This window comes from Streptomyces sp. NPDC059895, from assembly GCF_042731035.1.
In the GTDB taxonomy this organism is placed as follows: Bacteria; Actinomycetota; Actinomycetes; order Streptomycetales; family Streptomycetaceae; genus Streptomyces.
Genome location: NZ_JBHWKO010000008.1, coordinates 261,488 through 273,790, shown reverse-complemented (window position 1 = coordinate 273,790; position 12,303 = coordinate 261,488). Strand labels below are relative to the sequence as shown.

At 71.3% G+C, this 12,303-nt stretch carries 11 protein-coding genes; 7 read left to right on the top strand and 4 right to left on the bottom strand.

Annotated elements, in window-relative coordinates:
• Positions 1–147: 147 nt before the first annotated feature.
• The 5 genes from ACFV9M_RS13010 to ACFV9M_RS12990 all read left to right on the top strand — a co-directional run bounded on the left by ACFV9M_RS13010 (position 148) and on the right by ACFV9M_RS12990 (position 4,526).
• Positions 148–834 (top strand): maleylpyruvate isomerase family mycothiol-dependent enzyme, encoded by a 687-nt coding sequence (locus ACFV9M_RS13010; protein ID WP_385064458.1) that lies wholly within the window; start codon positions 148–150, stop codon positions 832–834.
• 9 nt (positions 835–843) lie between these two features.
• On the top strand, positions 844–1,500 hold the full coding sequence (locus ACFV9M_RS13005; RefSeq protein WP_385064455.1) for an MBL fold metallo-hydrolase: 657 nt from the start codon (positions 844–846) through the stop codon (positions 1,498–1,500).
• Between the two features lie 421 nt (positions 1,501–1,921).
• Positions 1,922–2,806 (top strand): ABC transporter substrate-binding protein, encoded by an 885-nt coding sequence (locus ACFV9M_RS13000; protein WP_385064452.1) that lies wholly within the window; start codon positions 1,922–1,924, stop codon positions 2,804–2,806.
• Positions 2,803–3,735 (top strand): amino acid ABC transporter permease, encoded by a 933-nt coding sequence (locus ACFV9M_RS12995; RefSeq protein ID WP_385064449.1) that lies wholly within the window; start codon positions 2,803–2,805, stop codon positions 3,733–3,735. The genes ACFV9M_RS13000 and ACFV9M_RS12995 overlap by 4 nt, the downstream gene beginning before the upstream one ends.
• A gap of 62 nt (positions 3,736–3,797) precedes the next feature.
• Positions 3,798–4,526 (top strand): amino acid ABC transporter ATP-binding protein, encoded by a 729-nt coding sequence (locus ACFV9M_RS12990; RefSeq protein WP_385064497.1) that lies wholly within the window; start codon positions 3,798–3,800, stop codon positions 4,524–4,526.
• A gap of 42 nt (positions 4,527–4,568) precedes the next feature.
• Here the strand turns inward: ACFV9M_RS12990 and aroQ are convergent, their stop codons facing one another.
• Entirely contained in the window at positions 4,569–5,042 is a 474-nt protein-coding gene (gene aroQ, locus ACFV9M_RS12985; protein WP_385064446.1) for a type II 3-dehydroquinate dehydratase, read from the bottom strand.
• Between the two features lie 101 nt (positions 5,043–5,143).
• On the opposite strand from aroQ, the gene ACFV9M_RS12980 reads away from it, so the two are divergent.
• Together ACFV9M_RS12980 and ACFV9M_RS12975 are read left to right on the top strand one after the other, a co-directional pair.
• The gene (locus tag ACFV9M_RS12980) at positions 5,144–6,190 is read left to right on the top strand and encodes a S66 peptidase family protein (protein WP_385064443.1); all 1,047 of its coding nucleotides are present in this window, start codon (positions 5,144–5,146) and stop codon (positions 6,188–6,190) included.
• A gap of 69 nt (positions 6,191–6,259) precedes the next feature.
• On the top strand, positions 6,260–7,588 hold the full coding sequence (locus ACFV9M_RS12975) for an MFS transporter (RefSeq protein ID WP_385064440.1): 1,329 nt from the start codon (positions 6,260–6,262) through the stop codon (positions 7,586–7,588).
• A 47-nt stretch (positions 7,589–7,635) separates the two neighbouring features.
• Here the strand turns inward: ACFV9M_RS12975 and ACFV9M_RS12970 are convergent, their stop codons facing one another.
• The 3 genes from ACFV9M_RS12970 to ACFV9M_RS12960 form a co-directional block, all read right to left on the bottom strand.
• The gene (locus ACFV9M_RS12970; protein WP_385064437.1) at positions 7,636–8,736 is read right to left on the bottom strand and encodes a calcium:proton antiporter; all 1,101 of its coding nucleotides are present in this window, start codon (positions 8,734–8,736) and stop codon (positions 7,636–7,638) included.
• Between the two features lie 190 nt (positions 8,737–8,926).
• Entirely contained in the window at positions 8,927–9,916 is a 990-nt protein-coding gene (locus tag ACFV9M_RS12965) for a TerC/Alx family metal homeostasis membrane protein (protein ID WP_385064434.1), read from the bottom strand.
• Positions 9,917–10,214: 298 nt separating this feature from the next.
• Positions 10,215–12,257 carry a TerD family protein gene (locus tag ACFV9M_RS12960; RefSeq protein ID WP_385064431.1) on the bottom strand — a complete coding sequence of 681 codons (2,043 nt, stop codon included), beginning with the start codon at positions 12,255–12,257 and terminating at the stop codon, positions 10,215–10,217.
• Positions 12,258–12,303 lie beyond the last annotated feature (46 nt).

The window sequence follows — 12,303 nt, the reverse complement described above, 5'->3', positions numbered from 1 at the left end:
AGCGCCGGTCGGGATTCACCGGATGACAACAATCCCCGGCCTTCCAGCATGCCCGATGCCGCCACCGACCATATAGCACGCGCATTCGATTTACGGGCGCGGTCCGCCATCTTCACCCGAAGGAGGAGCGGAGTTAAGGTCAGCACCATGACTGATCACGCTCATGACCTGCGGTCTGTACGTGAAGCGACGGAGCGGCTGCTCACCGCGGTCGCCGAGCTGGACAACGCGGCAGTGACCGAGTCGTCACGACTGCCGGGCTGGAGCCGGGGACACGTCCTCGCCCACCTGGCACGCAACGCCGACGCTTTGGTGAACGTTCTCCAGGGCCGGCCCATGTACGCCTCCGAAGAGACCCGGGAGACCGACATCGAGCGGGACGCCCCCCGCCCGCTGCGGGTCCAGCTCGCGGACATCCGGGACAGCACGGCCCGCTTCCTGGAGGCGGGGGCCGCACCCGCCGACTGGTCACGAACGGTCGAGCTGCGAGGCGGGATCACCGACTCGGCGGCCCGGGTGCCGTTCCGGCGGTGGATCGAGGTCGAGCTGCACCATGTGGACCTCGGGATCGGTCACGAGCTGGAGGACCTGTCGGCGGAGTTCACCGAACGGGAGATCGACTTACTGGCGCAGCGGTTCACCGGACATCCCGACGTGCCGCCGACCCGGCTGACGGACGGCACGCACGCGTGGTACACCGGCCGGGAGGCCGGCGTTCCCGAGGTGACCGTCACGGGGCCCCGCGCGGACCTCCTGGGCTGGCTCGCCGGACGCCGCGACGGCTCGGCCCTGGCCGTCGACGGCGGTCCCCTCCCGGCCCTCCCGCCGCTATAGGCTGCCGTCATGACGTACAGCGGAGAGGTGAGGGTCGGCGGCCCGGCCGACGTGCACGAGCTCAAGGACCTGATGATCACCAAGATCGCGGTCGGCCCGATGGACAACAACGCCTATCTGCTGCGCTGCCGGGCCACGGACGAGCAGTTGCTGATCGACGCGGCCAACGACGCGCACACGCTCCTCGGCATGATCGGTGACGACGGCATCGCGTCCGTCGTCACCACCCACCGTCACGGTGACCACTGGCAGGCGCTCGCCGAGGTCGTGGCGGCCACGCGCGCGCGTACGTACGCCGGCCGGGACGACGTCGAGGGCATCCCCGTGCCGACCGACGTCCCCGTCGTCGACGGCGACGTCGTCCGGGTGGGCAACGTGGAGCTCACCGCACGCCACCTGGTCGGCCACACCCCGGGCTCGATCGCCCTCGTCTACGACGACCCGCACGGGCACCCGCACGTCTTCACGGGCGACTGCCTGTTCCCGGGAGGTGTGGGCAACACCCGCAAGGACCCCCTGGCCTTCGCCAGCCTGATCCACGACGTCGAGACGAAGCTCTTCGGTGTGCTCCCGGACGAGACCTGGGTCTATCCGGGACACGGCAACGACACCACCCTGGGCGCCGAGCGCCCGCACCTGCCGGAGTGGCACGCGCGCGGCTGGTGAGCCGCCCTGCACGCCTGCGGCGTCCTACAGGCCTGCACGCCCGCGGCGTCGTCCGGTCTGCGTACCCGCGCCGTCGCGCGGGCCTACCCGCCGCCCCCGCGACGGCGCACGCCCCCTGTGTACTCGCGCAGTACCCGCACAGGGGGCGTTCGCCGTCTCATGCGCGCCCCGCGTGAACTACGTGCACGCGCTGTCGCCCGCCGCGCGCTCCCCGGCATCTGCCCGCGCGGCCGACCGGTGGCAGCCCCGCGCGGGACGACGGCTCCCGCACGGCATGGGCCGCCGGTCCTTCCGCGCCCTCGCCCGGCGAACCAGGCACTCGCGTAGGCCCTTGTCACACGGCTGCAACACCCGTTCCCACAGGGTGGACAGTCGCTGATGTGATCTCGACAAACACGGCATTCGCTGCCACTCTCCCGCCATGCCTTCTGCCCCTCGTGTCCTGCGCCGCGCCGCCGCCGGCGTCACTTCGGTCCTCCTCGCCACCGCAGTCGGCTGCGCACCGCAGCCGGAGGACAAGACGGCCGCAGCGCCGTCCGGTTCGGCCGGGAGCACCTGCGCCAAGAGCACACTGGCCACCAAGACCTCCGGCAAGCTGACGATCGCCACCGACTCGCCCGCGTACGAGCCGTGGTTCAAGGACGACAAGCCCGCCAACGGCCAGGGCTTCGAATCGGCGGTGGCCTACGCCGTGGCGGAGCGGCTCGGCTATGACAAGAACGCCGTGGTGTGGCAGAGCGTGCCGTTCAACAAGGCCTTCGCGCCGGGTGAGAAGACCTTCGACTTCGACATCAACCAGGTGTCCATCAGCGACGAACGCAAGAAGGCCGTGGACTTCTCGTCCGGCTACTACGACGTGCGCCAGGCCGTCGTCGCGCTGAAGGGCACGAAGGCCGCGAGCGCGACGAGCATCGCGGACCTCAAGGGTCTCAAGCTGGGCGCCCAGGTCGGCACCACCAGCCTGAACTACGTCGACGACGTCGTGCAGCCGACGCGGGACGCCGCCGTCTACGCCAAGAACGACCAGGCCAAGTCCGCGCTGAAGAACGGCCAGGTCGACGCCATCGTCACCGACCTGCCGACCGCCTTCTACATCACCGCCGCCGAGGTGACCGACGGCACCATCGTCGGCCAGTTCGAGAACCAGGGCGGTACGCCGGAGCAGTTCGGGCTGGTGCTCGACAAGGGCAGCGCGCTCACCTCGTGCGTGACGGCCGCCGTCGACACCCTCCGCGAGAACGGCACCCTGGCGAAGATCGAGCAGCAGTGGCTCTCCGACGCCGTCGACGCCCCGGTGCTCAAGTGACGGTCACCGAGGAGGAGTCCGGCCCGGAGGGCGCGGACGACAGCCGCAACGTGCCCGAGAGCGGCAAGGAGGGGCCCGGCCACGGGTACGTCCCCTCGCAGCGGCGGCTGGAGCGCGAGCGCTACCGGCGCACGCGCGCCCGCCGCGCCACGGCGATCGCCGCGCTGTCCACCCTGGTCACCGCCGTCGCGCTCTATCTGATCGTCGTCGGTGCGCCCGGCTGGCCGCGCACCAAGGAGACGTTCTTCGACGGGCGGTACGCGCGCGAGGCCTTCCCGAAGGTCCTGGAAGGGCTCTGGCTGAACGTCCGCCTGCTGTTCGTCTGCGGCGCCGCCGTGCTGGTCCTCGGCATGCTCATCGCCGTGGCCCGGACCCTGCGCGGCCCCCTCTTCTTCCCCCTGCGCGTGCTGGCGGCGGCGTACACGGACTTCTTCCGCGGACTGCCGCTGATCATCAACTTGATGATCGTGGTGCTGGGTGTCCCGGCGCTGCGTCTGCAGGGGGTGACCGTCGACCCGGTTCTGCTCGGCGGCACGGCACTGACCCTGACGTACTCGGCCTACGTCGCCGAGGTGTTCCGCGCGGGCATCGAGTCCGTCCACCCCTCGCAGCGCGCGGCGGCCCGCTCGCTGGGCCTCACCAACCGGCAGGCCCTGCGGTACGTCGTGCTCCCCCAGGCCGTGCGCCGTCAGGTGCCACCGCTGCTGAACGACCTGGTGTCCCTGCAGAAGGACACCGGTCTCGTGTCGATCGGCGGCGCCATCGACGCCGTGCGCGCCGCGGACATCATCGTGGGGCGCAGCCTCAACTACACGCCGTACATCGTCGCGGGTCTGGTGTTCGTGGCGCTGACCATCCCGATGACGCGGTTCACGGACTGGGTGACGGCCCGGATGGACCGTCAGCGGGCCCAGGGAGGAACGACATGAGCGACACGTCCGCACGGCCCGGCGGTCCGCCCGCTCCTCCCGACGGCCCGCCCGTGCTGCGGATGGAGTCCGTCCGCAAGACCTTCGGCGGTTCCGTCGTCCTTCGGGACGTCGATCTGGAGGTCGCCCCGCACACGGTGACCGCGCTGATCGGCGCCTCCGGCTCCGGCAAGTCCACCCTGCTGCGCTGCGCCAACCTGCTGGAGGACATCGACGACGGGGCGATCTGGCTGGACGGTGAGGAGATCACCGACCCGCGCGCCGACCAGGACGCGGTACGGCGCCGTATCGGCGTGGTCTTCCAGGCGTACAACCTCTTCCCGCACATGACCGTGCTGGAGAACATCACACTCGCCCCGCGCCGCGTGCACGGCGTCGGCCGCGCCGAGGCCGAGGAACGCGCGCGGGAGCTCCTGCAGCGGCTCGGTCTCGGCGGCAGGGCGGGCGAGTACCCCGACCGGCTCAGCGGCGGCCAGCAGCAGCGTGTCGCCATCGTGCGGGCCCTCGCCGTACGCCCCCGGCTGCTGCTGCTCGACGAGATCACCGCGGCCCTCGATCCGGAGCTGGTGGGCGAGGTCCTGAACGTCGTCCGCGACCTCAAGGGCGACGGCATGACCATGGTGCTGGCCACGCACGAGATGGGCTTCGCCCGGGAAGTCGCCGACCAGGTGTGCTTTCTGGACGGAGGTGTGGTGCTGGAACGCGGCACCGCCGCCCAGGTCTTCGGCGATCCTCGGCGGGAACGCACCCGCCGCTTCCTGCGGCGGATCGTGGAGGCGGGCCGCCTGTAAGGGGCGGGCGCTTGGACGGCGCGGCTTACACCGGCGGGCGGGCTACGCGTCCGCCTGCGCCGGCCCCGCCAGCGCGGCGACCCGCTCCACGCCGAACACGTACCCCTGCACACCGCAGCCCGCGATGACGCCGTCGGCGCGCAGGGAGACGTACGAGTGGTGCCGGAACGACTCGCGCCGGTGGATGTTGGAGATGTGGACCTCCAGCACGGGCAGGCCGTCGCAGGTGTTGAGCGCGTCCAGGATCGCGACCGAGGTGTGCGAGTAGGCACCCGGGTTGATCACGATGCCGCAGTGGTTCACACGCGCCTCGTGGATCCAGTCGACCAGCTGGCCCTCGTGGTTGGACTGCCGGAAGTCCACCGTGCCCCCGTGCGCGGCCGCCGCCTTGACGCACAGCTCCTCGACGTCGGCGAGGGTGTCGGCCCCGTAGATCTCGGGCTGGCGCTGCCCCAGGAGGTTCAGATTGGGGCCGTTGAGAATCATGATCGGGGCGTCTGCCAGGGTGCGGGGCACGGTTCCTCCGGTCCGTTCGACGGGGCGGTCCGTCGGGGACCGCTGCTCGCCCCCGGTTTATCACGGTGAGACCGCGGGGCAGCAGGCCGTACCCTCCCGGCATGACGACCCCTTCGTACCCGCCCAAGCCCTCGCCCGGCGACCGCATAGCCGTCCTCTCGCCGGCCGCCGGCCTGCCCGGACTCTTCCCGCGCCCCTACGAACTGGGTCTGCGGCGGCTGCGCGAGGAGTTCGGCCTGGAGCCGGTCGAGTTCCCGACGACCCGGACGATGGGGGCGACCGCGCAGCAGCGGGCCGACGACATCCACGCGGCGTTCGCCGACCCCGAGGTGAAAGCGGTCATCGCGTCGATCGGCGGCGACGACCAGATCACCGTCCTGCCGCTGCTGGACCGCGAGATCCTCCGCGCGAACCCGAAGCCGTTCTTCGGGACGAGCGACAACACGAACCTGCTCGCCTACCTGTACAACACCGGCATCGTCGGCTATCACGGCGCGAGTGTGATGGTGCAGCTCGGCCGGCCCGTGGCCATGGACAGGCTGACCGCGGACTCCCTCCGGGCGGCGCTGTTCACCTCCGGCGCGTACGACCTGCGGCCCGCCGAACGCTGGACGGACGTCAACCGCGACTGGGCCGACCCCACGACGTTCGAGACGGAGCCGGAGACCCGGCCCGGCACCGGATGGACCTGGCACAACGCCGACCGCGTGGTGGAGGGCCGCAGCTGGGGCGGCAACCTGGAGATCCTCTCCTGGCTGCTGATGGCCGACCGGGAGATCGCGCCCGACCTGTCCGTGTACGACGGCGGCGTGCTGTTCCTGGAGACCTCGGAGGAGCTGCCCAGCGCCACGGAGGTCTTCCGGATCCTCCGCAACATGGGCGAGCGCGGCCTGCTGCGGCGCTTCCCGGCACTGTTGATGGGCCGCGCCAAGACCTGGTCGTTCGAGCGTCCCAGCAGCGCGGAGGAGGGCGCGCGGTACGCCGCCGATCAGCGCGAAGCGGTGCGGCGTGCGCTGCGGGCGTACGCCCCTGACACCCTGGCCGTCTTCGACGTGGACTTCGGCCACACCGATCCGCAGCTCGTCCTTCCCTACGGCGGGACGGTCCGCGTCGACGGGCCCGCACGGCGCATCACCGTCACCTACTGAGCCGACCGCCACGGCGTGTGCTGCCGCACGCCCCCGTAACCCCGCGTGACGGCGGGTAGTTGACGCGTCATGCACGACGTACGCACCGTGACCGCGCCCTCCATGAAGCGGCTCGCGTCCGCCTCGCTCGCGGGAACCGCCATCGAGTTCTACGACTTCTTCGTCTACGGGACCGCGGCCGCGCTGGTCTTGGGGCCGCTGTTCTTCCCGACGTTCTCGCAGCTCGCCGGGACGCTGGCCGCCTTCGCGACGTTCGGCGTGGGTTTCGTGGCACGGCCGCTGGGGTCGGTGCTCTTCGGGCATCTCGGGGACCGGCACGGACGGCGGCCGGTGCTCGTCGTCTCCCTCCTGCTGACCGGCGCCGCGACGGTCGCCGTAGGGTGCGTGCCGACGTACGACTCGATCGGGGCGACCGCTCCTGTGCTGCTGCTCGTGCTGCGGTTCCTGCAGGGGCTCGGGCTGGGCGGCGAGTGGGGTGGCGCGGTCCTCCTGGCCGTCGAGCACGCGCCCGCCGAGCGGCGCGGACTGTGGTCGAGCTTCCCCCAGGTGGGGCCCGTGGTGGGGTTCGTGCTCGCCAACGGGGTGGTGCTGGCCCTGTCGGCGGCGCTGACCGAGGCGCAGTTCGCTCAGTGGGGCTGGCGGGTGCCCTTCTGGGCGGCCGGGGTGCTGGCGGTGCTCGGGCTGTGGCTCAGGTCGTCGCTTCCCGAGAGTCCGCGGTTCCTGGAGATCGACGACCACGCGCGCGTGCCGCTCGCCGAGGTCGTGCGCTCCCACTGGCGGCTCGTCCTGCTGACCGCGGGCGGGCTCGCCGTCGGGTACGCGATCTTCTACACCGTGACGACGTGGTCGCTCGCCCATGCCACGCAGAGGCTCGGGGTGAGCCGCGAGGTGATGCTGGGCTGCATCCTGGCCGCGATGGTGGTGCAGGGTGCGCTGACGCCCCTGGCGGCCCTGCTCGGTGACCGTCTCGGCCGACGGCCGCTGTGCCTCACCGGGTGCGCGGCGGCCGCCGTGTGGATGTTCCCGATGGTCGCGCTCCTGTCGACCGGCCGGCCACTGCCGATGTTCGTGGGCTGCCTGGGGGCGATGATCGCGTTCGTCACGATGTTCGCCGTGATCGCCGCGTATCTGCCCGAGTTGTACGAGCCGCGCGTGCGCTGCACGGGTGCGGCCGTCGGTTACAACCTCGGCGGGGTCCTCGGTGGCGCGCTCACGCCCGTTGTGGCCACGGCCCTGGCGGAACAGTCGGGGCGGGTGCCGTGGGGTGTGGGCGCCTATCTGACGGGCGTCGCGCTGCTCAGTCTGGGCTGTTTCGCCCTGCTGCCGGAGACCCGCCCGACGCCGGTGGCGGCGACGGGCGCCACCGCGAACACGGAGACGGAGGCGGCCGCGGGGTGAGGCGGGCGGCCGGCATCTGTGGGCGCGTCCGGGTGTGCTGACCGGCCTCACGGATTGATCGCGAGCTCCAGATAGGCGGCGAAGATGACCAGGTGCACTCCGCCCTGGAGCGGCGTGGCCCTCCCCGGCACCACCGTCAGGGAAGCCACCACGACCGTCAGGGCGAGCAGCACCATGTGGGTGGCGCCGAGGCCGAGGACGAGCGGGCCGGAGAGCCATATGGACGCGAGGGCGACGGCGGGGATGGTCAGGCCGATGCTGGCCATCGCGGAGCCGAGCGCGAGGTTGAGGCTGGTCTGCACCCGGTCGCGCCGGGCGGAGCGCAGCGCGGCGATGGTCTCGGGAAGCAGCACGAGCAGGGCGATGATCACACCGACCACCGCGTGGTGCAGGCCGGCTGCCTCCACACCGGACTCGATGGTGGGTGAGACGCCCTTGGCGAGCCCGACCACGCCGATCAGGGCCATGCCGAGGAGCCCGAGGCTGATCAGGGCGGTCCGGGAGGAGGGGGCGTCGGCGTGGTCGTCCGCGGTGATGACGCCGCCCTGCCGGGCGATCGGCAGGAAGTAGTCGCGGTGCCGCACGGTCTGGGTCGCGACGAACAGGCCGTAGAGGATCAGTGAGGAGAGCGCGGCGAAGGTGAGCTGGACGGAGGAGAACTCGGGTCCCGGCTTGCTGGTGGTGAAGGTCGGCAGGACCAGGCTGAGCGTGGCCAGGGTCGCGACGGTCGCGAGGGCGGCTCCGGTGCCCTCGGGATTGAAGATCGCCGTGCCGTGGCGCAGCGAACCGACGAGCAGGCACAGCCCCACGACGCCGTTGCAGGTGATCATCACGGCGGCGAAGACCGTGTCTCTGGCGAGCGTCGCACTCTTGTCGCCGCCGTCCGCCATCAGGGTGACGATCAGGGCGACCTCGATGATCGTCACGGCCACCGCGAGCACCAGGGAGCCGAACGGTTCGCCGACCCGGTGGGCGACGACCTCCGCGTGATGTACGGCGGCCAGGACGGCTCCGGCGAGGACCACGGTCACCAGGGCGACGACCGGGCCGGACAGGTCGCGCCCCCAGGTCAAGGCCAGCAGGACGACCGCGAGCACGGGCACGAGGGACGTCCACCGGTTCGTGAGCGGCCTGAGCCAAGCGATCATGCTGCGATCGTCGCAGAGCGGTACGGGCTTCGCATGTCCGGTCCGTGCGTCTGGTTCCTGGCTGATACGGCCGCTCCCTGGTCGCGCTGGTTCGGTCGTCGAGCGATGAGGCCGGCGGCGAACGGCCGGGAGCGATGGCCGGCCGTGCGCCGGTCACCGCTCCCGATGGTCGTCGCCTTGTCGTCCGAGGTCAGACGTCGAGGCTGTCCTTCGGAGCGCCTTCGCTCCCGTGCTGTGCCTTCTCGGCCGCCGCCTGCTTCCGGGAGGCCCGCAGGCTGGTGATCGTCGTGACGATCAGCACGGAGCAGATGACGCCGAGCGAGACGGGGATGCTGATCTCCGGAACGTGGACCCCGGACTCGTGCAGCGCGTGCAGCACCAGCTTCACGCCGATGAAGCCGAGGATGACGGACAGGCCGTAGCTCAGGTGCACCAGCTTCTTCAGCAGGCCGCCGATGAGGAAGTACAGCTGCCGCAGTCCCATCAGGGCGAACGCGTTCGCCGTGAAGACGATGTACGGGTCCTGCGTGAGACCGAAGATCGCGGGGATCGAGTCGAGCGCGAAGAGCACGTCGGTGGTGCCGATGGCGAGCATGACCACGAGCATCGGGGTCATGACCCGCTTGCCGTTCTGCTCGATCCACAGCTTGGTGCCGTGGTAGCGGTCGGCTACACCGAACTTGCGCTCAACGGCCTTGAGCAGCTTGTTCTCCTCGTACTCCTCGTCCTCCTCGTCGGCCCGGGCCTCCTGGATGAGCTTCCAGGCGGTCCAGATCAGGAAGGCGCCGAAGAGGTAGAACACCCACGCGAAGCTGGCGAGGATCGCGGCACCCGCGGCGATGAAGATGGCTCGCAGCACCAGGGCTATGAGGACGCCGACGAGCAGGACCCGCTGTTGGTACTGCGACGGGACCGTGAACTTCGCCATGATCAGGACGAAGACGAAGAGGTTGTCGACGCTGAGGGACTTCTCGGTGATGAAGCCCGCGAAGAACTCTCCGGCGGGCTGGCCTCCACCGAAGAACAGCAGGCCGAGCCCGAACAGTCCGGCGAGGGCGATCCAGACGACGGTCCAGATGCCGGCTTCCTTGATGGACACGTCGTGCGGCTTGCGGCCGATGAAGAAGTCGACCGCGATGAGGGCGGCCAGGCCCACGATGGTCAGGACCCACAGGGTCATGGAAACATCCACTGCGCCTCCGGCAGTACGTAACGGCAGGTAGTCAGCGTCGTTGCGCTGCCGGAGGTCTCTTCCACCCCGGGTCCCGGCTCACAGCACGCGTGGGACCGCACGGGCCGACGCCCCGGGACCTGACTCGATCCGTATTGACGGGTACGCCGCAGCAGGTAGGGAGTACTCCCCTCCGTACGGAAAACAGTACCCGAATCACCAAGGATTGGTAAAGTACTTGGTAAAGGAAAACCAAAAGTCGCTGCTCAGAGCGCCTTTGCGGGTGCTTGGGAAAGCTGTGGAGCGGTTATCGCGACCAGGTACGGCGAGCTGTGGCGACCTGGGTGAGGACGTGTACGAGGACCTGGCTCCCGGACGGCACGAGCGCCGGTTCGTACGTCCAGGCGTGCCCGACCCAGGGGTCGGCGAGGTGGTCGTCGGGGACCGGCGTCAAGCGCATCAGCCCGCGCCACAGCGGATCCAGCAACGGACCGTAACCGCCGGCGTCCTCCCGGTCGGCGACCATCATCAGATGGACACCGACGGCGGGGCCCTCGTCCGCGAGGTAGCGGAGCTGGTTGACCGCACGGTCGTCGAAGCCGTGCGGGAAGTCGTTGACGACCAGGAGCTGCTGGGAGGTGTCGAAGCCGGGTGGGAGCGAGTCGGCCGCGCCTCCACGGACGGCCATCTGCACCAGGTCCACGCGCTGGGTGAGCCGGCCCAGGACGTCCGCCACACCGGCCGCGCCGACAGTGGGCGGACCCGCGAGCACACCGGTCCGCACCAGGGGGGCGAGGGCCTGCGCGCCCGAGCCGGCCGGGTCGACGACGTGGACGGTGAACTCGCCCGCGGGATGGACCGCCAGCAGGCGGGCCGTGTGCGCCACGGCCGACTCCATGGCGAGGCGCCTCAGCTCGTGGGAATCGGCGAAGGAGCCGTCGGACGATCCCGTCCTTCCGCTGTCGATCCACAGCCCGCGCTCCAGCGGGAGCCGCATCAGCAGGGGGATGCGCAGCCGGTCGCTCTCGGGCAGGTGGAGGTCGCCCAGGCGCAGGGCCATGGGCATCTCCATGGGCACGCGGTAGGCGTGCCAGACCGGGTTGTCCCAGCGCGCGTACGCGGGCGGCAGTGCCGGCTCCACGACATCGGCCTCGGCGGTGAGCTGGACCAGATCCCGGTCCAGTGCCTGCTGGGCCTGCTCGACGAGCTGCGCGTACTTGGCGCGGGCCGCCTCGCGGGCGGCGTCCGCCTGGCCTCCGATGCGGCTGCGCGGATCGGACAGGACCTGGTCGAGCTCGTTCTCGCGACGGGTGTCGGCGAAGTCGACGGCACTGCGGTACGCGGCCGTGGTGCGCGCCAGATCCTCGAACATGCCCCAGACCTGGTTGTAGAGCCGCTCCTCCATGGACCAGCCGGTCGCGTCCCCGGCGACGGGCTGCGTCGGCTGCCCGGGCTGGGCCGGGGGCGCGGTGGGCGCCGGTGGTGGGGCGGTGGTGCGCCGGCGCGGGTGGCTGTAGTCGATCGGGCCACCCGTGGTGGGCGCCGACGGCGCCGACGGCTGGGTGGCGGCCGACGGGTCGGCCTGCGCGGAGCTCGTCGGGAGGCCCGCCGCGGGGTCCGAGGAGCCGGGCGTGCCGGGACCCTGACCGGGGGTTCCCGCAGGGGGGCCGGTGGCGCCCTGGGTGGCCTGTGCGCCGTACGGGGAGCCGCTCTGGTCCTGGCCGAGGGAGGAAGCGGCCGTCTGCCGGGAGCGGTCGCCGTCCGTCGTACGCGGCGGTGGGGCGGGCACCGAACGGGCACCGCCCAGCGCCACGGCCTCCTGGATACCGGCCGCGAGCTCGTGTGCCTGCGTCAGGCCCTGGTCGGTGAGGAGCTCGGCGAGGCCCCCGGCGTACCCCTGGCCGACCGCGCGCACCTTCCAGGCTCCCTGGCGCCGGTACAGCTCCATGGCGACAACGGCCGACTCGGCGTCCAGGCCGGTGATGGTGTAGCTGGCGACCTCGGTGCCGTCGAGACCGGTGACCGCGACGAAGGGGGCCGCGACGGAGCCGAAGCTGATCGGTCCGCCGACGCCCGAGGGCAGCGCGAGCAGAATGCTGACACGCTGCACGTCCGCGGCGACGGCGTCCAGATCCACCGCGAGGCGGTGATCGGCGGCCGCCTGCCGGGACACCTCGAGGCCGGGCAGGGTGGGCGCGCCCGGGTGGGCCACCCACTCAGCGCCGGGAATCCTGCCGCTGCCGTCGCCGAGCGTGGCCCCGGCGACGATCGGCGTTCCGGCCGAGATCCTGACCTCGAGGCGGATCTGGGAGAGCGGGTGATTCTGCCCCCGCACCAGCTCGGCCGTCATCGCCTGTCGTCCCCCTGTGTCGCGTGTGGTGTCGTGGTGTCCCGCC